Source organism: Acidovorax delafieldii, assembly GCF_007993815.1.
GTDB classification, from domain to species: Bacteria; Pseudomonadota; Gammaproteobacteria; order Burkholderiales; family Burkholderiaceae_C; genus Acidovorax; species Acidovorax delafieldii.
Genome location: NZ_VJWE01000011.1, coordinates 563,856 through 583,861, shown reverse-complemented (window position 1 = coordinate 583,861; position 20,006 = coordinate 563,856). Strand labels below are relative to the sequence as shown.

At 65.9% G+C, this 20,006-nt stretch carries 17 protein-coding genes; 6 read left to right on the top strand and 11 right to left on the bottom strand.

Features of this window, described 5'->3' with window-relative positions:
- Positions 1-2: 2 nt before the first annotated feature.
- Positions 3-317, top strand: a complete 315-nt coding sequence (locus ATF69_RS05385; protein WP_056059719.1) for a DUF1840 domain-containing protein — start codon at positions 3-5, stop codon at positions 315-317.
- A gap of 112 nt (positions 318-429) precedes the next feature.
- Here the strand turns inward: ATF69_RS05385 and ATF69_RS05380 are convergent, their stop codons facing one another.
- The 9 genes from ATF69_RS05380 to ATF69_RS05340 form a co-directional block, all read right to left on the bottom strand.
- A complete protein-coding gene (locus ATF69_RS05380) occupies positions 430-1,512 on the bottom strand; it encodes a Bug family tripartite tricarboxylate transporter substrate binding protein (RefSeq protein WP_342212237.1) in 1,083 nt (360 codons plus the stop codon).
- 240 nt (positions 1,513-1,752) lie between these two features.
- Positions 1,753-2,739, bottom strand: a complete 987-nt coding sequence (locus ATF69_RS05375) for a tripartite tricarboxylate transporter substrate-binding protein (RefSeq protein ID WP_056059714.1) — start codon at positions 2,737-2,739, stop codon at positions 1,753-1,755.
- Positions 2,740-3,086: 347 nt separating this feature from the next.
- A complete protein-coding gene (locus tag ATF69_RS05370) occupies positions 3,087-4,334 on the bottom strand; it encodes a phenylacetate--CoA ligase family protein (RefSeq protein ID WP_146870126.1) in 1,248 nt (415 codons plus the stop codon).
- Positions 4,335-4,557: 223 nt separating this feature from the next.
- Positions 4,558-5,370, bottom strand: a complete 813-nt coding sequence (locus tag ATF69_RS05365) for an ABC transporter ATP-binding protein (RefSeq protein ID WP_056060067.1) — start codon at positions 5,368-5,370, stop codon at positions 4,558-4,560.
- Between the two features lie 221 nt (positions 5,371-5,591).
- Complete coding sequence (locus ATF69_RS05360; protein WP_056059709.1) at positions 5,592-6,920, bottom strand: ABC transporter substrate-binding protein; 1,329 nt, start codon at positions 6,918-6,920, stop codon at positions 5,592-5,594.
- A gap of 126 nt (positions 6,921-7,046) precedes the next feature.
- Entirely contained in the window at positions 7,047-8,123 is a 1,077-nt protein-coding gene (locus ATF69_RS05355) for a branched-chain amino acid ABC transporter permease (RefSeq protein ID WP_056059708.1), read from the bottom strand.
- A 28-nt stretch (positions 8,124-8,151) separates the two neighbouring features.
- Complete coding sequence (locus ATF69_RS05350; protein ID WP_056059706.1) at positions 8,152-9,081, bottom strand: branched-chain amino acid ABC transporter permease; 930 nt, start codon at positions 9,079-9,081, stop codon at positions 8,152-8,154.
- A gap of 15 nt (positions 9,082-9,096) precedes the next feature.
- Positions 9,097-9,882 carry an ABC transporter ATP-binding protein gene (locus ATF69_RS05345; protein WP_056060064.1) on the bottom strand — a complete coding sequence of 262 codons (786 nt, stop codon included), beginning with the start codon at positions 9,880-9,882 and terminating at the stop codon, positions 9,097-9,099.
- A gap of 35 nt (positions 9,883-9,917) precedes the next feature.
- A complete protein-coding gene (locus ATF69_RS05340) occupies positions 9,918-11,864 on the bottom strand; it encodes an AMP-dependent synthetase/ligase (protein WP_146870125.1) in 1,947 nt (648 codons plus the stop codon).
- Positions 11,865-12,045: 181 nt separating this feature from the next.
- On the opposite strand from ATF69_RS05340, the gene ATF69_RS05335 reads away from it, so the two are divergent.
- Positions 12,046-13,806 (top strand): ExeA family protein, encoded by a 1,761-nt coding sequence (locus tag ATF69_RS05335; protein ID WP_146870124.1) that lies wholly within the window; start codon positions 12,046-12,048, stop codon positions 13,804-13,806.
- Positions 13,807-13,811: 5 nt separating this feature from the next.
- Positions 13,812-14,627, top strand: a complete 816-nt coding sequence (locus ATF69_RS05330; protein WP_146870123.1) for a general secretion pathway protein GspB — start codon at positions 13,812-13,814, stop codon at positions 14,625-14,627.
- Between the two features lie 134 nt (positions 14,628-14,761).
- Here ATF69_RS05330 and ATF69_RS05325 read toward each other — a convergent pair whose 3' ends face one another.
- The gene (locus ATF69_RS05325) at positions 14,762-15,973 is read right to left on the bottom strand and encodes an ABC transporter substrate-binding protein (RefSeq protein WP_244303660.1); all 1,212 of its coding nucleotides are present in this window, start codon (positions 15,971-15,973) and stop codon (positions 14,762-14,764) included.
- Between the two features lie 165 nt (positions 15,974-16,138).
- Between ATF69_RS05325 and ATF69_RS05320 the strand changes: the two genes are divergently transcribed.
- Positions 16,139-16,864 (top strand): Crp/Fnr family transcriptional regulator, encoded by a 726-nt coding sequence (locus ATF69_RS05320; protein ID WP_056059696.1) that lies wholly within the window; start codon positions 16,139-16,141, stop codon positions 16,862-16,864.
- 98 nt (positions 16,865-16,962) lie between these two features.
- Here ATF69_RS05320 and ATF69_RS05315 read toward each other — a convergent pair whose 3' ends face one another.
- Positions 16,963-18,678 (bottom strand): methyl-accepting chemotaxis protein, encoded by a 1,716-nt coding sequence (locus ATF69_RS05315; protein ID WP_146870122.1) that lies wholly within the window; start codon positions 18,676-18,678, stop codon positions 16,963-16,965.
- 166 nt (positions 18,679-18,844) lie between these two features.
- Here ATF69_RS05315 and ATF69_RS05310 point away from each other — a divergent pair, with 166 nt between their 5' ends.
- Entirely contained in the window at positions 18,845-19,066 is a 222-nt protein-coding gene (locus ATF69_RS05310) for a hypothetical protein (protein WP_146870121.1), read from the top strand.
- A gap of 17 nt (positions 19,067-19,083) precedes the next feature.
- On the top strand, positions 19,084-19,977 hold the full coding sequence (locus ATF69_RS05305) for a DUF4394 domain-containing protein (RefSeq protein WP_146870120.1): 894 nt from the start codon (positions 19,084-19,086) through the stop codon (positions 19,975-19,977).
- Positions 19,978-20,006 lie beyond the last annotated feature (29 nt).

Sequence of the window (20,006 nt, the reverse complement as noted above, 5' to 3'; positions counted from 1 at the left end):
CCATGCTCTACAAGTTCAAATCCCGCGCCACCGCCGACCTGATCATGCTCGAACCCCAGGGGCGCCAGATCGTGACCATCATCGGCAAGACCCCTGGCGCCAGCGGCATCGTGACCGCTGCCCAGATCCCCGGCGCCATTGCCGCGCTGGAGGCGGCCGTGATCGCCGACGAAGCCCAGCCCGAAGCCCAGGAAAACGATGAGGCCGCGGCTGAAGAAATCAACGAGGCCGTGCGCCTGCGCCAGCGCGCTGCGCCGTTCATCGAGATGCTCAAGCGCAGTGCTGCGGCGGATGTGGATGTGGTGTGGGGTGTGTGACCTGATCGCGAGTGCGCCTGCCGCTCACCAGCCGTTGTCAGGCTTGGCTGCGTGCGGTCCGCAGACGCCGCAGCCCATGCTCGCGCAACGGCTGATGCGGTGGCGCCAACCTTTAATCCACCTTGGCCCCCGACGTCTTCACCACCTGCGCCCACTTCTTGTGCTCGTTGTCGATGTGCTTGGCAAATTCGGCCGGCGTGTTGCCGCCGGGGATGGCGCCTTGTGCCAGAAGCCGCTCCTTCATGGCGGGCGTGGCCAGTGACTTGGCGACTTCCTGCTGAATGCGGTTGACGATGTCGGCGGGTGTGCCCGCCGGGGCCAGCAGGCCGAACCAGGAGCTGGCCTCGTAGCCCTTGAGTGTGGGGCCGCCCGCCTGCTCCACGGTGGGCACATCGGGCAGTGCGCCCGAGCGCTCGGAGCTGGTCACGGCCAGCGCGGTGAGCTTGCCGGCCTTGATCTGCGCCATGGACGAGGGCAGGTTGTCGAACATCACGTCCGCATTGCCCGCCACCATGTCCATGAGCGCCGGGCCCGAGCCACGGTAGGGCAGGTGCAGCATGAAGGTGCCGGTCATGCTTTTGAACAGCTCGCCAGCCAGATGGATCGACGTGCCGTTGCCGCTGGAGGCCATGTTCATCTTGCCGGGGTTGGCCTTGGCCACCCGGATGAAATCCTGCACGTTGTGAATGCCCTGGGCCTTGGCCTTGTCGGCATTCATCACCATCACATTGGGAACAGCCGCCACCATGGTGATGGGCACAAAGTCCTTGATGGGGTCGTACGGCAGCTTCGCGTACAGCGCACGGTTGATGCCGTGGGTGCCCACGGTGCCCATCAACAGCGTGTAGCCGTCGCCGGGCGACTTGGCGACGATCTCCGCGCCCACATTGCCGCCGGCGCCGGCACGGTTGTCCACGATGAACTGCTGGCCGAAGGCCTTGGACAGCTCGGGCGCCATGGCGCGGGCCAGGATGTCGGTCGTGCCACCGGGCGCAAAGGGCACGACGATGCGCACCGGCTTGGTGGGCCATGCCCCCTGGGCGCGCGCCATGGTGGGCAGCAGCGCCGCCGCGCAGGCCAGTGCCAGCGCACTGGCCGCCAGGGTCAGCGCCTGGCGACGTCGCGCACGAAGTGGGTGCACGGCGACTGTCGCACCGGATGGGCGAGTGGGTGCGTGGGGGGGAGTGCGTGCCATGGAGATCGATCCTTGATGTCGGGGGGGAGGAGAAAGGTCTGCCCTGGTTCTACGCGCGTTGGCGCAGTGGGGGCAGATGGATAACCCCAATCCTGTCGGCGCATGGGATTTGCCAGGTGCTATGTCTTGCGCATGGTGCGAGTAACACCCCACCACACACCCATGAAAAAAAGCCGCAACTCGGCGGCTTTTTTGGGGGCTGACAGGGCTGCGTTCAGAGCTCTGCCGGGTGGGAAAGCATCAGTCCGCGTAGGTGCCAGCGGCCTTGATGACGGCTCCCCACTTGTCGATCTCAGCCGCCACAAACTTCTTGTGTTCCGGGCCATCGATGCGCTTGTCGGTGATGACCACGGCGCCCAGGGCTTCCTGCTTCTTGATGAACTCAGGGTCCTTCAGCGCGACCTTGAGGGCTTCGTTGATCTTCTTCTGCACATCGGCTGGCGTGCCCTTGGGGGCGTACAGGCCGTGCCAGATGCTCACGTTGAAGTCCTTCAGACCGGATTCGGCCAGGGTGGGCAGGTCCTTGAGCGCGGGCGTGGTCAGGCGCTTGGCGGTGGTCACGGCATAGGCCTTGACCTTCTTGCCTTCGATCTGGCTGGTGGTGTTGGTGGTCTGGTCGCACAGCAGGTCGATCTGGCCGCCGATCAGGTCGGTGATGGCAGGGGCCGTGCCCTTGTAAGGCACATCCGTCATGTCCGTCTGCAGGGCGGACTTGAACATCAGTCCGCACAGGTGCGAGGCCGCGCCCAGGCCCGCGTTGCCCAGGTTGATCTTGCCCTTGTTCTGCTGGATCCAGGCGGTCAACTCCTTGAAGTTGTTGGCGGGCATGGTGGGGCGAGCGATCAGCGTCATGGGCACTTCGTTGACCATGCCCAGGTATTCAAAGTCGTTGGGTACGCTGAACGACAGCTTGCGGTACAGCGCAGGCATGGTGGACATGCCGATGTGGTTGAGCAGCAGCGTGTAGCCATCGGGTGTGGCGCGGGCTACACGGGCGGCACCGATCGAGCTGCCTGCGCCGGCGGTGTTGTCCACCACAACGGTCGCGCCCAAAGGCTTGCGCAGCGCCTCGGCCAGGTCGCGCGCCACACGGTCGGTGGGGCCACCCGCCGCAAAGGGCACCACCAGGGTGACTGTCTTGTCCTTGGCGGGGAAATCCTGCGCATGGGCGCCAAAGGCGGCCACTGCAGCGGCAGCGACGAGGGCGAGTTTCAGCGTTGTTTTCATGGGTGCTCCTGTAAATGACGGGCCATGATAGCGAGGGGTATTTCCGGCAACATTGCGGATAGTACGTAGCACACAAGCCATATGGTCTTTAAGCCAAAGAGGCCTCTAGCGTAGATATTTATTGGCTTAAATGCTATTCAAAAGATAGCATTTGTAAGGGTAAACACTGCGGTACCCCGGCGCGCAAAGTGGACATGTTTTGCGCTGTCGCAAGGGCAGGCGCGATGTCCTGGCCGTTGATGTGCATGCACATCTTTTGGGCGCCAGCATGCGTTGCCGGCGCTGCCAGCACCGGCTCACGCAACGCTCCTGCGGCCCCTGCGAGAACGTCAGCGGGCTCTCAGGGGCTACTTGTAGCTGCGCGCGTCTTCGATGACCTTGCCATCGTTGGGCAGTGTGCCCGGCGGCACCATCTGCACCTCGCCGCGCAGCTTGGTCACTTCGCGGATGGCGTCGCTGAGCTGGTGGGCCAGGCCCTCGGCGGTTTCGGTGGTCTCCACCTGCAGCACCATCTGGTCGTTGGCCATCTCGCCGCTGACCACGAGCCGAGCGCGCTGCACCTGTGGAAAGCGCCGCGCGATGGTGGCGATCTGGCCGGGGTGCACGAACATTCCGCGCACCTTGGTGGTCTGGTCGGCCCGGCCCATCCAGCCCTTGATGCGGGTGTTGGTGCGGCCGGTGGGGCACTGGCCCGGCAGCACCGCCGACAGGTCGCCAGTACCAAAGCGGATCAGCGGGTAGTCAGGGTTGAGCGTGGTGATGACCAGCTCGCCCACCTCACCCTCGGGCACGGGGTCGCCCGTGCCGGGACGCACGATCTCGACGATCACGCCTTCATCCAGCACCAGGCCTTCGCGGGCCGAGGTTTCATACGCAATCAGGCCCAGGTCGGCGGTGGCATAGCACTGGTAGCCCGCGATGCCACGCTCGGCAAACCAGTCGCGCAGCGAGGGCGGGAAGGCCTCGCCCGACACCAGGGCCTTGGTGACGGTGGGCAGCGCCACGCCCATCTCTGCAGCCTTCTCGACGATGATTTTCAGAAAACTGGGCGTGCCGATGTAGCCCGCAGGCTTCAGCTCGGCCATGGCCTGCACCTGCTGCTCGGTCTGGCCCGTGCCACCGGGGAAGACGGTGCAGCCCAGCGCGTGGGCGCCGGTCTCCATCATCGAACCCGCAGGCACAAAGTGGTAGCTGAAGCTGTTGTGGATCAGCTCGCCGCTGCGAAAGCCCGCTGCGTGGATCGCGCGCGCCATGCGCCAGTAGTCACGCCGTGTGCCCTCGGGCTCGTAGATGGTGCCGGGGCTGGCGAACACGCGGGTCATGCCGGGCCCGAAGTTCAGCGCGCTGAAGCCACCAAACACATTGGCCGCGCGGCCCGCCTGCTGCCGCTCCAGCAGCTCGTATTTGCGCGTGACGGGTAATTGCGCCAGCGCGGCGCGGCTGGTGACAGTCGAAGCATCCACGCCCGCCAGGATGCTGGCAAAGGCGGGTGACGCCTTCTGGGCATGGGCGATCTGCTGCGGCAGCGCCGCCATCAAGGCCGCTTCGCGCTCGGCGGGGCTGCGCGTTTCCAGGGCGTCATAGAACGTGCTCATGCCTGGGTTTCCTTGTGAGGTTGTTTGAGTGAAATATGCCTCTAGCGCTTTTCCATCAAGCGTAAGTAGCTATAAAAACAGGAGTTATTGAAACTGGGTTCGAGAAGGGTGTTGCCTTGAAAACTGGCGCGCCCGAGGCCAGCGCCACCGCGCAAGGGCCGCCCCGCCGCGCTGGTGGCGTCCCCCTGAGGGGGAAGGCGCTGAAGGCGACACAGGGGGCATGTCAGGCCAACCAGCGCTTGCGCCGCTTGTAGCTTTTGACATCCTTGAAACTCTTGCGCTCGCCGCCGCCCACGCCCAGGTAGAACTCCTTGACGTCCTCGTTGTTGGCCAAGTCGCTCGCGGCGCCGTCCATCACCACGCGGCCGCTTTCCATGATGTAGCCGTAGTCCGAATACTTGAGGGCCATGTTGGTGTTCTGCTCGGCCAGCAGGAAGGTGACCTTTTCCTTGGTGTTCAGGTCCTTCACGATGTTGAACACCTCCTCCACGATCTGTGGTGCGAGGCCCATGGAGGGCTCGTCCAGCAGCACCATGCTGGGGTTGGCCATGAGCGCGCGGCCGATGGCGCACATCTGCTGCTCGCCACCCGAGGTGTACGCCGCCTGCGAGGTGCGGCGCGTCTTGAGACGCGGAAAGTAGTTGTAGACCTTCTCCAGGTTGGCCGCGATTTCGGCCTTGCTGGTGCGGGTGTAGGAGCCTGTCATCAGGTTCTCTTCGATCGTCAGGTGGGCAAAGCAGTGCCGCCCCTCCATCACCTGCACCACGCCACGCTGCACCAGGTCGGCGGGCGACAGGTTCTCGATGCGCTCGCCACGCAGCTCGATGGAGCCCTTGGTGACCGCGCCGCGCTCCCCCTGCAGCAGGTTGGAGATGGCCCGCAGTGTGGTGGTCTTGCCTGCGCCATTGCCGCCCAGAATGGCCACGATGGAGCCCTCGCGCACCTGCAGCGAGACGCCCTTGAGCACCAGGATCACGTGGTTGTAGATGACCTCGATGCCGTTGACGTTGAGAACGATATTGCTGTTGGAGTCCATGGTGTTGCCTTCCTGTACCAATCCAAAGGGTTGTTGCACAACCCTTTGGATTGGCGGCTGCCAAAGAGGCAACCGCTGTTCATTGGCCCTTGAAACGGTCGCTGCCCCGGCCAGTGCCACCGCGCAGGGGCCGCCCCGCCGCGCTGGCGGCGCCCCCCTTCCCGCAGCGCGCAGCGCTAAGAGAGAAGGGGGAAGCGGCAAAGCCGCTCAGGGGGATGTGCTTAGCTCTGGCAATCCGCCGCATCCCGGCGCGTCATCTTCTTGTCGGCCAGGTACTTGTCCGCACCGGCCTTGACCATGGGCTTCAGGATCTGCTCATCGGCCTGGTACCAGTCGGACGAGAAGTTCCACTTGCTGCCATCCCAGGTGTGCACGCGCGCCCAGGTGGAGCCCATGTGGTCGGCGCAGCTGGTGGACAGCGGACGCATCACGCCGCCAAAGCCCAGCGCGTCCAGCTTCTTCTGGTCCAGGGCCAGGTTTTCCATGCCCCAGCGCACTTGTTCGCCAGTCATGACCTTGCCCTTGCCAAAACGCTCCTGCGCGCGGCGCACCGATTCGACGGCCAGCATCTGGATGATCACGCCACGGGTGTACAGCACCGAGCCCACTTCGTCCTTGGGTCCCGTGCCCTGGCCCTTGTCGTGCACGTTCTTCAGGATGTCCTGGATCACCTTGGGCTGCTGGCCCGAGGTGTTCAGGGCCAGCGCGTTGTAGCCCTTGGCGCCTTCGCCCACGTCACGCACATCGGGCTCGGCACCAGCCCACCACACGCCATACATCTTGTCGCGGGGGTAGCCGGTGGCCTGGGCTTCCTTCAGGGCGGTGGAGTTCATCACGCCCCAGCCCCACAGCAGCACGTAGTCGGGGCGGCTCTGGCGCACTTGCAGCCAGGTGGCCTTCTGCTCCACGCCAGGGGCTGTCACAGGCAGCATCTGCAGCTCAAAGCCGTGCATCTTGGCGCGCTCCTGCAGCAGCGGGATAGGCTCCTTGCCGAAAGGGCTGTCGTGGTACACCAGCGCAATCTTCTTGCCCTTGAGCTTGTCCAGACCGCCGTTGGCCTTGCCAATGTGCTGGATCAGGATGTCGGCGCCGGTCCAGTAGCTGCCCATGAACGGGAAGTTCCACTTGAACGCCTGGCCGTCCTGCGCCACCGACAGGCCGTAGCCCAGCGTCATCAGCGGAATCTTGTCCACGGGGGCTTTTTCGGTCAGCGCAAAGGTGATGCCGGTGGCCTGGGGGTCGAACAGCGACACGCCGGGGCGGCTCTTGAGGCGCTCATAGCATTCCACGCCACGGTCCGTGGCGTAGCCCGTTTCACATTCTTCAAAAGTCAGCTTCACACCATTGATGCCGCCGTCGCGGGCATTGATCATCTTGATGTAATCCTGCTTGCCGTTGGCCCATGGCACGCCGTTGGGCGCGTAGGGGCCTGTGCGGTACGACAGCAGCGGGAAGAACTGCTCCTTGGCTTGTGCGAAAGCGCTCGTCGCGATGGACGATGCACCGGCAGCAACCACCGCAGCGGCGATCACGATTTTCGAAAGCTTCATGGATGTCTCCTTTGGATGAATGTGTTGAAGCACGGGAAAAAACAGGACAGATAGACAGTTAACGCGGCAATGCGACAGGCACGTATCGGGACTTGCGAGTAAGGGGTTTCCTGCAATGCCGTCCGGTCAATGGGGGAAGGGCCACAGGCGCAGCTTCTGCTTGGCGGTGGACCACAGCTTGGCCAGGCCGTGGGGCTCGACGATGAGGAACCACACGATCAGCGCACCGAAGATCATCAGCTCGGCATGCGAGACGCCCGCCGTGGACACCTCGATGCCAAAGAGCCCCATGAAGGCCGGCAGGAACTGGTTGAGCACGATGGGCAGCACCACGATGAAGGCCGCACCAAAGAAGCCACCCATGATCGAGCCCAGCCCGCCGATGATCACCATGAACAGCAGGCGGAACGATATTTCCACCGAGAAGGCTGCTGGCTCCCACGCGCCCAGGTGCACAAAGGCCCACAGTGCACCGGCCATGCCCACAATGAACGAGCTGACCGCAAACGCGCTGAGCTTGGCGTACATGGGGCGGATGCCGATCACGGCCGCGGCCACGTCCATGTCGCGAATCGCCATCCACTCGCGGCCAATGGCGCCACGCACCAGGTTCTTGGCCAGCAGGGCCACGATGACCAGCAACGCCAGGCAGAAAAGGTATTTGCTGGTGGCGCTTTCGATGGGCATGCCCAGCACCTGCAGGTTGTTGACCGACACCGAGCCCGAGTCGGAGTTGTTGGTGAACCACTTGATGCGCAGGAACATCCAGTCGCTGAAGAACTGCGCCGCTAGCGTCGCCACGGCCAGGTACAGCCCCTTGACGCGCAGGCTGGGCAGCCCGAACAGGATGCCGAAGAACGTGGCGCACAGGCCGCCCAGGATCAGTGCCGGGATCAGCGGCATGCCTGGAAAACGCACGAAGAAGTTGTAGGCGCCGTAGGCTCCCACGGCCATGAAGGCGCCCGAGCCCAGCGAGATCTGCCCGCAGTAGCCCACCAGGATGTTCACCCCCAGGGCCGCCAGCGCCATGATGACGAAGGGGATCAGGATGGCGCGGAAGATGTAGTCGCTGGCCAGCATGGGCACGGCGATGAAGGCAATGGCCAGGATGATGCCGATGGCAATGCGATCCTGCGCGATCGGGAATATCTGCTGATCAGCGCGGTAGCTCGTCTTGAACTGGCCGTTTTCGCGGTAGAGCATGGAAGTCTCCTGTTCTTGTTGTTATGGGTTACACGCGGTCAATGATCTTCTCCCCGAACAAACCTTGCGGTCTGAACAGAAGGAACACCAGCGCCAGCACATACGCAAACCAGATCTCGATGCCGCCGCCCACGAAGGGGCCCAGGTACACCTCGGAGAGCTTCTCGCCCACGCCGATGATCAGCCCGCCGATGATGGCGCCGGGCACCGAAGTGAGGCCGCCCAGGATCACCACGGGCAGCGCACGCAGCGCCACCGTGGTCAGTGAGAACTGCACACCCAGCTTGCTGCCCCAGATCATCCCGGCCACCAGGGCCACGACACCGGCCACGCACCACACGATCACCCAGATGCGGTTGAGCGGAATGCCGATGGACTGGGCGGCCTGGTGGTCGTCGGCCACGGCGCGCAGCGCGCGGCCGGTGGAAGTCTTCTGGAAGAACACCGACAGCAGGGCCACCAGTGCGGCGGCAATGGCGGCGGCAATCACGTCTTCCTTGTTGATCAGGATGCCGCCCTGAAAGAGGCTGTCGAGCATGAAGATCGGTTCCTTGGGCATGCCCACATCGATCTTGTAGATGTCGCTGCCGAACAGCGTCTGGCCCAGGCCTTCCATGAAGTAGGTAATGCCCAGCGTGGCCATGAGCAGCGTGGCGCCCTCCTGGTTCACGAGGTGGCGCAGCACCAGCTTCTCGATCAGCCAGGCCACCACAAACATGATGGCGCCTGCGATCACAAAGGCCGCCAGGTTGGCCACGATGGGGCTGCTGATGCCCGTCCACTTGGGGATCCACTCGGCAAAACGGGCCATGGCCAGCGCTGCGAACAGCACCATGGCGCCCTGCGCAAAGTTGAACACGCCCGAGGCCTTGTAGATCAGCACAAAGCCCAACGCCACCAGCGAATACAGCATGCCGGCCATCAGGCCGCCGATCAGTGTTTCAAGAAAAAATGCCATGTTGTCTTCTCCTGATCAGTGCGAGGTGCCGAGATAGGCACTGATCACGTCTTCGTTGCTGCGCACTTCGTCGGGGCTGCCGTCGCCGATCTTCTTGCCGTAGTCCAGCACCACCACACGGTCGCTGATGTCCATCACCACGCCCATGTCGTGTTCGATCAGCACGATGGTGGTGCCGAACTCGTCGTTCACGTCCAGGATGAAGCGGCACATGTCCTGCTTTTCTTCCACGTTCATGCCGGCCATGGGCTCGTCCAGCAGCAGTACCTGCGGCTCCATGGCCAGGGCGCGGCCCAGGTCCACGCGCTTTTGCAGGCCGTAGGGCAGCTGGCCCACGGGTGTCTTGCGGTAGGCCTGGATTTCCAGGAAGTCGATGATGTGCTCGACGTATTCGCGGTGGCGGATTTCCTCGCGCTCGGCTGGGCCGATGCGCAGCGCCTGCATCAGCAGGTTGCTTTTGATCTTGAGGTTGCGGCCGGTCATGATGTTGTCGATCACGCTCATGCCCTTGAACAGCGCCAGGTTCTGGAACGTGCGCGCCACGCCCATCTCGGCCACCTGGCGCGAGTTCATGTGGTCAAACGTCTTGCCCCGGAAGGTGATGGAGCCCTCGGACGGCGTGTACACGCCGTTGATGCAGTTGAGCATGGAGCTTTTGCCTGCGCCGTTGGGGCCGATGATGGCGCGGATCTCATGCTCCTTGACATTGAAGGAGATGTCGGTGAGCGCCTTCACGCCGCCAAACCGGAGGCTGATGTTCTTGACGTCGAGGATGACGTCGCCGATCTTTTTAGTGGTCATGGTGGGGGGCTTCTCCAGCGGGTAGAGCGCGGGCTTCATGCGGCACTCTTCACAGGCGCAAATGTCTTCGTGTCCGACAGCTTGAGCGTGGCGCTCACGCTGCCGGTGCGGCCGTCCTCGAACTTGACCTGGGTCTCGATGTACTGCTCGGTGCGGCCTGCGTACAGTGCATCGACCAGCACGCCATACTTGTCGGCAATGAAGCCCCGGCGGACCTTGTTGGTGCGGGTGAGTTCGCCGTCGTCGGCGTCCAGCTCCTTGTGCAGCACCAGGAATCGGCTCACCTGGCTGCCAGCCAGCATGGTGTCGGTGGCCAGGTCGGCGTTGACCTTCTCGATGCACTCGCGGATCAGTTCGTACACCTCGGGTTTTTGGGCCAGGTCGGTGTAGCCAGCGTAGGGCAGGTTGCGGCGCTCGGCCCAGTTGCCCACGGCGTCGAAGTCGATGTTGACCATCACGCAGACCTTCTCGCGCTTGTCGCCCAGGGCCACCACTTCCTTGATGTGCGGGAAGAACTTGAGCTTGTTCTCCACGTACTTGGGCGCAAACATGGCGCCGTCGTTGGCGCCGCCCATGATGCGGCCCACGTCCTTGACGCGGTCGATGATCTTGAGGTGGCCATGCGCATCCAGAAAGCCTGCGTCGCTGGTGTGGTACCAGCCGTCGGCCGTCAGCACCTCGGCCGTGGCGGCCGGGTTCTTGTAGTACTCCTTGAGCAGCCCGGCCGACTTGACCAGGATCTCGCCGTTGTCGGCCACCTTGATTTCCACACCGCGAATCGGCACGCCCACCGTGTCGGCGCGCGCCTGGTTGTCGGGCTGCAGGCACACAAACACGGCGGTTTCGGTGGAGCCGTACAGTTGCTTCAAGTTGATGCCGATGGAGCGGTAGAAGGTGAAAAGGTCAGGGCCAATAGCCTCACCCGCCGTGTAGGCCACGCGCACGCGGCTGAAACCCAGGTTGTTGCGCAGCGGGCCGTACACCAGCACATTGCCTAAGGCGTACTTGATGCGGTCGAGGGTGCCCACGGGCTCGCCATCCATGAGGGCGGGGCCCACGCGTTTGGCGACGCGCATGCAGGCCTCGAACATCTTGCGCTTCAAGGCGCCCGCGTCTTCCATGCGGATCATCACGCTGGTGAGCAGACCTTCAAAGATGCGCGGTGGCGCAAAGTAGTAGGTGGGGCCCACTTCCTTCAGATCGATGGTCACCGTGCTGGCCGACTCGGGGCAGTTGACCACGTAGCCGCAGGCCAGCCACTGGGCATAGCTGAAGATGTTCTGGCCGATCCAGGCGGGTGGCAGGTAGGCCAGCACTTCTTCGCTGCTGGTGAGCTTGTCGAACTCGGCGCCCGCGCTGGCGCGGTCCAGCAGCGTGCTGTGGGTGTGGACCACGCCCTTGGGGTTGCCCGTGGTGCCGGAGGTGAAGAACATTGCAGCCACGTCGCCGGGCTGGGCTTTGGCCACCTCGGCCTTGAACCAGCCGGGGTTCTTTGCTGCAAAGGCCTTGCCGGATTCGATCAGGGCATCCAGCGATGCCAGTCCGGGCTCTGCGTAATTGCGCAGGCCGCGGGGGTCGTCAAAGAAGATGTTGGAGATCTGCGGGCATTGCTCGCGGATTTCGAGCAGCTTGTCCACCTGCTCCTGGTCTTCCACCAGGCAAAAGCGCACCTCGGCGTTGTTGAGCGGGAAGATGCATTCGGCCGCCACCGCGTCCTGGTACAGCGGCACGGGGATGGCGCCCAGCGACTGAGCGGCCAGCATGGTGGCGTACAGGCGGGGGCGATTCGCGCCCACCACCACCATGTGTTCATGGCGCTTCAGGCCCGCCAGGTGCAGGCCGGCCGCTACCTGTTCCACCAGGCGCACCAGGTCGGCCCAGCTGTGGGTTTGCCAGATGCCATATTCTTTTTCGCGCAGGGCCGGGGCCTCGGGGCGCTCGGCGGCGTGCTTGAGCAGCAGTTGCGGGAACGTGGTCAACATTGCAGGTTCCTGAAAGTGAGAAGGTGTCAGCCCGGTGACTGCCGGGCGCGCAAGCTTGTGATTGCGCGATGGGGGAATGCTAGGACCCACTTTGACGTCATCTTGTCTTGCCGACGACAATTTAGGGGTAACTCCCGGGTGGGTAAAACCCTGCCCACGGGCGGGCGGTATCCTCCGGGGCATGTACGCCCCGTTCTTCGGCCTTCAGCACCCGCCGTTCTCCATCGCCCCCGACCCCCGCTACCTGTTCATGAGCGAGCGGCACCGCGAGGCGCTGGCGCATCTGCTGTACGGCCTGGATGCAGGCGGCGGCTTTGTGCTGCTGACGGGCGAGGTGGGGGCGGGCAAGACCACGGTGTGCCGCTGCTTTCTGGAGCAGATCCCGTCGCACTGCAATGTGGCCTACATCTTCAACCCCAAGCTCACGGTGGGTGAGCTGCTGCGCTCCATTTGCGACGAATTTGGTGTGCCGCACCAGCCCTCGGTGGCTGGGGTGGAAACGGTCAAGGATTACATCGACCCGCTCAATGCCTCGCTGCTGGCGGCGCATGGGGCCGGGCGCAACACCGTGCTCATCATTGACGAGGCGCAGAACCTGTCGGCCGACGTGCTGGAGCAGCTGCGCCTCTTGACCAACCTGGAAACCAGCGAGCGCAAGCTGCTGCAGATCATCCTGATCGGCCAGCCCGAGCTGCGCACCATGGTTGCCAGCCCCGCGCTGGAGCAACTGGCTCAGCGCGTGATTGCGCGCTTTCACCTCGATGCGCTGAGCGCGCAGGAGACCCAGCAATACATCGCCCACCGCCTGGCCGTGGCGGGCCTGCAAGGCCCGCTGCCCTTCAGCCGCAGCGCCCTGCGGCGGGTGCATGCGCTGTCGCGCGGCATTCCCCGGCGCATCAACCTGCTGTGCGACCGGGCGCTGCTGGGCGCCTACGCGGCCGGGGTGCGCGAGGTCAGCGCCCGCATCGTGCAGCGTGCGGCGGCTGAGGTGTTTGATGCACCCGCGTCGGCCGCTGCGGCGCGCAGCGCCCGGGGCCAGTGGCCCCGCTGGGCGGTGGCGGGCCTGGGCGTGGCGGCGGGTGCCGCGCTGGTGGCGGGCGGCTGGGCCCTGGGGGCCTGGCCGCAATGGTCTCGGCAAGGCGTCGTTTCATCCGCCGCGCCTGCGGGCGCCCTGGCCGGCAAAACATCTGCCAGCGCGCCATCATCCAGCGCCCCGCCCAGCAGTACTGCCAGCGCGGGAGCGGTTACAACGCCCACGGCGCCAACGGCAGGGGCTTCGGCCCCCCGCGGTGCTGCGCCGGTGGCCATGTCGGACCTGCAGCAGTTTTTGGCCGCACTGCCCGCCAGCGACAACGCGGCCTGGCAGACGCTGGCCTCGGCCTGGGGGGCCAGCGTGGCCGACGGTGCCGATGCCTGCGCCACCTTGCCGCGCGACGGCCTGCGTTGCTACCGCAACCGCCGCGCGGGCCTGAACCTGGTGCGGCAGATCGATCGTCCGGTGCTGCTCACGCTGTTCCCGTCCGAAGAGGGCGACGTGGCCGTGTCGGCCGTGCTGCGCCGCCTGGACGGCGACACGGCCACGCTGGAAGGCGGGGGCCGCACGGTGCGCGTGCCCGTGGCCGAGCTGGCCCAGGTGTGGCGCGGCGACATTGCCACGCTGTGGCGCACGCCGCCCGACATGCCCGACAAGGGCGACCTGGCGGAGACGCCCGCTGGCGCCGCCTGGCTGGACCAGCAACTGGCCACGGCTGCAGCAGGGGGCACGCGGGCTGCCGTACCTGCAGCCGGCCGCGCGACCACGCCGGCCCAGCGCCAGTCCCGCATCCAGCGCTTCCAGCTGGCCCAGGGGGTAACCCCGGACGGCCGGGCGGGCCCCTTGACCCTCATGCTGCTCAACCGTGTCAACGGCGTGAGCGAACCGCGCTTGCGCACCGGAGGCTGAACCCAGTGTCTTACATCCTTGATGCGCTGCGGCGCGCAGAAGCTGAGCGCGGCCGTGGCGCTGTGCCCGGCATCCATACCCCGGCGGTGCCTGTCCCCGGTGCCGTGCCGGTGGCAGGGCGATCGGCCATCAGCCCGGTGCTGGTGGCCGTGGCGGTGGTGGTTGTGGCTGCTGTGGCGGCCGGTGGTACCTGGTGGTTTATGCAGCGGCCGGTGCCTGCGGGCACCGTCGTTGTTGCTGCCGCGCCCGCCACATCCGCCGCTGTGGCGCCGTCCATGCCGGCGGTAGCGTCCACGGCGCCGCCGGCAGCGCCTGCAGCTCTGCCAGCAGCCCCCGAAGCGGCCCCTGCGGTGGTGGCGGCGGTGACGCCCCCTCCGGCAGCCGCGCCCCGCGCGGCGGCACCGCAGCGGGAGCGGCCCGCGCCGGTGTCCAGCAGCCCGGTCGCACCACGCTCCCCCGCCACAGACTCCGAACGGTCACGCCCTGCAGAGCTTGCCCCCCGTGAGCGTGTGCCTGCGGCCCCAGCGCCGCGTGTACCCGACATGGCTGCGGCCAGTCCAGCTCCTTCAGCAGCACCGGCGGCTACGGGCACCGTGTTTGCCCAGGCCGATCTGCCCGAGGCTGTGCGGGCACAGCTGCCGTCGCTCAAGATTTCTGGGGTCACCTATTCCAGCAACCCGGTGTACCGCATGGCCATCGTCAACGGCCAGGTGCTGCACGAGGGCGACCCGGCCGGGCCGGGCCTGCTGCTGGAGAAGATCGAGCCCGGCCGCACCATCTGGTCGTTCAAGGGCTACCGGTACGGATTGGCTTCGCAATAGCAGTATTTGGGCAAAATTGGCCGGTAGCGCTAGTGCAATATGCGCTGGCAGCTATTTAATTGATAGCAATTGTGTGGGCATGCGCTGAGCCACCTGTGCCGCTCACATTCGCTGAGAACTGGGGGGACCCAGGGCTATCGCAAGAACCGCCCGTCGCGCCCCACCAGCGTGAGCTCCACAAAGCGCGAGGCGTTGCGGTCGGGCGTGCTGGCGCTGATCTCGAACCCGCCCAGGTCCCATTTTTTCAGGTTCCAGGTGGCGTCGATGAAGGCCGCGCGCGTGGGGTTGCGGCCTGCGCGCTGCAGGGCCTCGGCAAACACGCGGGCGTTGATGTAGCCCTCCAGCGCCAGGTGCGAGGGCTCGGCCGTGGCGCCAGATGCCTTCCAGGCGGCCTGGAATTCGCGCACCACGGGCATCACCACGTTGGAGGGCAGGGGCACCACCTGCGAAATCGCCATGCCCGTGGCGTCCGCGCCCAGGGCCTTGACGGTCGCCGGGGTGCCCATGACCGACAGCGCGTACAGCGTCACGCCCCGCTTGAGCGCGCGGAACGCCTTCACGAACTCCAGCGTGGGCTTGCCCGCCAGGCCAATCACGATGGCCTCCAGGTTGCCGCCCGCCAGTTTGGCTGCGGCGCTGCCCGCGTCCGAGGCATTGTTCTCCACGGTCACCGTGACGGCCTCAGGCAGCTTGAGCCGGTCCATCGACTGCTTGGCGGCGTTGAACACCTCTTTGCCGAACGAGTTGTTCTGGTAGACGATGCCAATGCGCTGCATGCCGATGGTGGACAGGTGCTGCACCAGCTTCTCGGCCTCGTCGGCGTAGCTGGCGCGGATGTTGAACACGTTGCGGGCGTTCTTGGTGCGGCTGAGCTGTGCGCCGGTGAAGGGTGCAAAAAAAGGGATGCCGCTTTCGATCACCTTGGGCAGCATGGCGTCGATCATGGGCGTGCCCATGCAGTTGAACAGCGCAAAGTACCCAGGGTCGGCCAGAAACTGCTCCACATTGGCCAGCGCCTTGGGCACGTCGTAGGTGTCATCCTGCGTGACGAGTTCGATGGCCTTGCCATGCACGCCGCCGCGCGCGTTGATGCCCGCAAATGCGGCCTTGGCGCCCTGGTGCATGGCCGAGCCCAGGTCGCCCAGCGGGCCGGTGAGGGCGGTGGATTGCGCGATCTTGATTGCGCCCTCCTGCGCGCGGGCCGCGCCGCTCCAGCCAAGCCCGGGCAGGCCGACGGCCGCTGCGGTGGCGGCTGCGGCGGCCAGCACCTGGCGGCGGGCCAGGGGGCGCGGCGCGGTGGGCGCGGGTGGGACGGTGTGTGCGGTGATGGAAGGGTGTTGGGTCATGGTGCTTGTCTCCTCGGGGGCTCCGGCCCTGTACGGGCGGGGCGCGAGGCGACATCATCCCGTCACGATTGGCATTTTTTGTCGGTCTGGCGACAATTGAGATCGTGGTATTCCCGCATGCCGAGGCGGCCGCGGGGCGCCCTTTTTCGTGAGAACCTTTGCGCCATGGACCCACGCACCCACCAGGACCTGTCGCTGCACCAGCGGCGCCGTTCGCCCACGCCGCAGGAGCTTGACGGTATTCCGTGGCTCGACTTGCTGCTGCCCGCCGAGCGAGAGCGCGCCGTGGCCTCGTTGCTGGTGGGGGACGCCAAAGCGGGCGACTATGTGTGCCGCGTGGGGCGCCCGGTGACCTACTGGTTTGGGGTGGTGGAGGGCCTGCTCAAGATGAGCACCGACAACGCCCAGGGCCAGACCATGACCTATGCGGGCCTGCCGCCCGGCGGCTGGTTTGGCGAGGGCACCACCATCAAGCGCGAGCCCTACCGCTACAACATCCAGGCCCTGCGCAAGAGCGTGGTGGCCGGGCTGCCGATTGACAGCTTTCACTGGCTGCTGGACCACTCCATCGGCTTCAACCGCTTTGTGATGAACCAGCTCAACGAGCGCCTGGGCCAGTTCATTGCAGCCCGCGAGATCGACCGCCTGAACAACCCCGATGTGCGTGTGGCGCGCAGCCTGGCGTCGCTGTTCAACCCCGTGCTGTACCCGGGCGTGGGCGAGGTGCTGCGTATCACGCAGCAAGAGCTGGCCTATCTGGTGGGGCTGTCGCGTCAGCGGGTGAACGAGGCGCTGGCGGCGCTGGAGGCGCAGGGGGCGATCCGGGTGGAGTACGGCGGCCTGCGGGTGCTGGACCTGGCGGCGCTGCGATCGAGTGTGACTCCCCCCTGAGGCGCTGTGCGCCTTCCCCCTGAGGGGGCGATGCCCTCGCTGCAGTGCGGTCCTTGCTTGGCGCCCCTGGCGTGGAGTGCGCCCGATTGAAAGTCCCGTCAGCTACGTGGCAGTGCGGGAGCGCGGGATGATGGGGCTGAGGCCAGGTGGCGCGGGGCTGCCGTGCGCGTGGGCGCTGGCACTGCGGTGGGCGATGCGGAGGCGCTGGCCGTGCCCCAGCTGTTTTCGTCGCCGCCGTCGCGCGTCAGGCGGAAGGTACCCACCATCTGTGTCAGGCGTCCGGCCTGGTCCTTGAGGCTGTCGGCAGCGGCTGCGCCTTCCTCCACCAGGGCGGCGTTCTGCTGGGTCATTTCTTCCAGCGCACCCACCGACTGGCTCACATGCCCGATGCGCTGGCTTTGCTCCTGCGTGGCCGCCGTGATCTCGCCCATGATGTCGGAGACGCGGCGCACCGACTGCACCAGTTCTTCAATCGTCTTGCCGGCGTGGTTGACGAGCGTGCTGCCCTCTTGCACCTGGTCCACGCTGGTTCCGATCAGCGCCTTGATTTCGCGCGCGGCCTGGGCCGAGCGCCCCGCCAGGTTGCGCACCTCGCCCGCCACCACCGCAAAGCCGCGGCCCTGCTCGCCCGCACGGGCGGCTTCCACCGCCGCGTTCAGCGCGAGGATGTTGGTCTGGAACGCGATGCCATCGATCACGCTGATGATGTCGGCGATCTTGCGCGAGCTGGCGCTGATGGTGTCCATGGTGCGCACCACCTGGCCCACCACTTCGCCGCCGCGTGTGGCCGCATCGGACGCGGTGGACGCGAGCTGGTTGGCCTGGCGGGCCGAGTCGGCGCTTTGCGACACCGTGCCGGTCAGGTCCACCAGCGCTGTCGCGGCGCCCTGCAGGTTGTGCGAGGTCTGTTCGGTGCGCTGGCTCAGGTCCAGGTTGCCAGAGGCCACCTCGGAGCTGGCCACCAGGATGGAGTCGGCGGTCTGGCCGATTTCGCCCACCAGGGCGCGCAGGCGCTCCTGCATGGCGGCAATGGCTTCGAGCAGGCGGCCGGTTTCGTCGTGGATGCGCACTTCGACCTGCGAGGTGAGGTCGCCGCGTGCAATGCGCTCGGCCACCACGACCGCGCGGCCAATGGGGGCGATGATGCTGGCCGTGATGCGCCAGGCAATCAGCGCGCCCAGCCCGATGGCCAGCAGCACCAGCAGCCCACCCACCACGCGGGCACTGCTCTGGGTTTGCTCTGCTGAGACCGTGGCCTCGGCATTCAAGGTGTTTTGCAGCTCGATCAGTTCGCGCAGCTTGGCGCGCCAGGCGGTTTCTGCGGGGGCCACGCGGGTCATCAGCGCCAGCGTGGCGCTCACGGTGTCGCCGTCGTCAGCGGCCTTGATGGCGCTGTCCAGTTCGGGGCGGGTCTTGCCGCCCAGGGCCTGCACCTCGGTCAGCAGCTTGAGTTCTGCGGGGGTGGCCGTGGCAGGGGTGAGCAGTTGGGTCAAAGCGGCTTCTTGCGTGGCGTATTCCTTGAGCGTCTTGCCCACGGCCACGATCTGCTCGCGCGCCTGCTTGGGGTCGATGTCGTTGAGCATGGCGGCGGAGCGGCTCTGGATGCCGATGGCGCTCACGCTTTCCAGCATGCCGTTGACCAGCTTGGCTTTGTTGGCGCCTACGCCGGTGATCTGCGTCATCTGATCGTGCACTTTGCCCACGGACAGCTGGCCCACTGCCGCCACCGCCACCAGGAGTACCAGCATGCAGCCGAACCCCAGGCTGAGCCGGCTGGAAATCGACAGGGATTTGAAGGTGGAAGCAGCCGGCATGGGGGTCCTTGGGTATCGAAAGGATCAAAGCGTGATCAAACGGGGGGCCTCTGCGCAAAGCAATAACGGTGCCCACCGGCCGCCGCGCGCCCGTTGAACGGGCGCCGGAGTCGGTGCAGTGTAGGCAATAACAACAAAATGTGTCATGAGCGTTGAGGATGGTCCCATGCCCGATCTGCATAGCTTTGTTTGTTACAAATACCGCGCCGCACGACCCTGGTGCAATGGCGCCAAAGTGCAACAGAAGGTGGCGCTGAAATTATTCGCAAAACCATCGCGGGCGCCTGTAATTAATACCTGTTTTGCTATCAAAAACAAAGTGAATGTGGGGCTTGGGGTTTGCCCTTGCCCACGCCACGGGCGCTACCGATCAGGTATAAACCTGTAACACTTGCGAGGTCTTTCATGCATCCGTTTTTTCCCTCCTCCACGCTGCGCACCACCCTCGCTGCAGCCGCCCTGGCCTTGCTGGCCGGCTGTGCGGCACCCCGGCACGACACCGGTTTGCGCGATACCCTGGTGGCCGTGACGGCCTCGCATGAGCTCATTACCTTCCAGGCCGCGCAGCCCGAGCGCATCCTGGAGCGGCGCCCCGTGACGGGCCTGGCGCCCGGCGAGCGGCTGGTGGGCATCGACTTCCGCGTGGCCAAGGGCGTGCTCTATGCGCTGTCGCAGGCGGGCCGCCTGTACACGCTCGACATCCCCACCGGTGCGCTGCGCCCGGTGGGCCCTGCACCCGCCGCGCTGGCGCTGCAAGGCGCAGTCTTCGGCTTTGATTTCAACCCGGCAGCCGACCGTATCCGGGTGGTGTCCAACACCGGACAGAACCTGCGTCTGCACCCCGACACCGGGGCGGTGGTCGATGGCGACACTGCGGTGGAAGGGGTGCAGCCCGACCCCAGCCTGCGCTACGCCTGGGGCGACGTCAACGCCCGCCGCAGGCCCGACATTGCCGGTGCCGCCTACACCTACAACCCCAACGACAGCAAGATCACCACCAACTACGCCATCGACCGTGCGCTGGGCGTGCTGGTGATGCAGGGCTCGCGCGAGGGCACCCAGCCCGTGGTGTCGCCCAACGCCGGGCAGCTGCGCACCGTGGGCCCCCTGGGGCTGGGGCCGCTCACGGACGTGGGTTTTGACATCGCCGACGTGGGCAACACCGCCCTCATCGCCGTGCGCACCGCCGCCGATACCCAGACCCGGCTGCACCAGGTGGACCTGGCAACCGGCGCCACCCGCCCCCTGGGCCCGGTGGGCGATGGCGCGCCCCTGGTGGGCCTGGCGATCGAACCATGAGGCCGGACGGCCTGCCGACGCTGCGGCCG

What these genes read in the sequence shown, in the direction of transcription:
- ATF69_RS05385 (WP_056059719.1), top strand. Translation starts at nt 3, where the DNA reads ATGCTCTACAAGTTCAAATCCCGCGCCACCGCCGACCTGATCATGCTC.
- ATF69_RS05380 (WP_342212237.1), bottom strand. Translation starts at nt 1,512, where the DNA reads ATGGCACGCACTCCCCCCCACGCACCCACTCGCCCATCCGGTGCGACA.
- ATF69_RS05375 (WP_056059714.1), bottom strand. Translation starts at nt 2,739, where the DNA reads ATGAAAACAACGCTGAAACTCGCCCTCGTCGCTGCCGCTGCAGTGGCC.
- ATF69_RS05370 (WP_146870126.1), bottom strand. Translation starts at nt 4,334, where the DNA reads ATGAGCACGTTCTATGACGCCCTGGAAACGCGCAGCCCCGCCGAGCGC.
- ATF69_RS05365 (WP_056060067.1), bottom strand. Translation starts at nt 5,370, where the DNA reads ATGGACTCCAACAGCAATATCGTTCTCAACGTCAACGGCATCGAGGTC.
- ATF69_RS05360 (WP_056059709.1), bottom strand. Translation starts at nt 6,920, where the DNA reads ATGAAGCTTTCGAAAATCGTGATCGCCGCTGCGGTGGTTGCTGCCGGT.
- ATF69_RS05355 (WP_056059708.1), bottom strand. Translation starts at nt 8,123, where the DNA reads ATGCTCTACCGCGAAAACGGCCAGTTCAAGACGAGCTACCGCGCTGAT.
- ATF69_RS05350 (WP_056059706.1), bottom strand. Translation starts at nt 9,081, where the DNA reads ATGGCATTTTTTCTTGAAACACTGATCGGCGGCCTGATGGCCGGCATG.
- ATF69_RS05345 (WP_056060064.1), bottom strand. Translation starts at nt 9,882, where the DNA reads ATGACCACTAAAAAGATCGGCGACGTCATCCTCGACGTCAAGAACATC.
- ATF69_RS05340 (WP_146870125.1), bottom strand. Translation starts at nt 11,864, where the DNA reads ATGTTGACCACGTTCCCGCAACTGCTGCTCAAGCACGCCGCCGAGCGC.
- ATF69_RS05335 (WP_146870124.1), top strand. Translation starts at nt 12,046, where the DNA reads ATGTACGCCCCGTTCTTCGGCCTTCAGCACCCGCCGTTCTCCATCGCC.
- ATF69_RS05325 (WP_244303660.1), bottom strand. Translation starts at nt 15,973, where the DNA reads ATGACCCAACACCCTTCCATCACCGCACACACCGTCCCACCCGCGCCC.
- ATF69_RS05320 (WP_056059696.1), top strand. Translation starts at nt 16,139, where the DNA reads ATGGACCCACGCACCCACCAGGACCTGTCGCTGCACCAGCGGCGCCGT.
- ATF69_RS05315 (WP_146870122.1), bottom strand. Translation starts at nt 18,678, where the DNA reads ATGCCGGCTGCTTCCACCTTCAAATCCCTGTCGATTTCCAGCCGGCTC.
- ATF69_RS05310 (WP_146870121.1), top strand. Translation starts at nt 18,845, where the DNA reads ATGCCCGATCTGCATAGCTTTGTTTGTTACAAATACCGCGCCGCACGA.
- ATF69_RS05305 (WP_146870120.1), top strand. Translation starts at nt 19,084, where the DNA reads ATGCATCCGTTTTTTCCCTCCTCCACGCTGCGCACCACCCTCGCTGCA.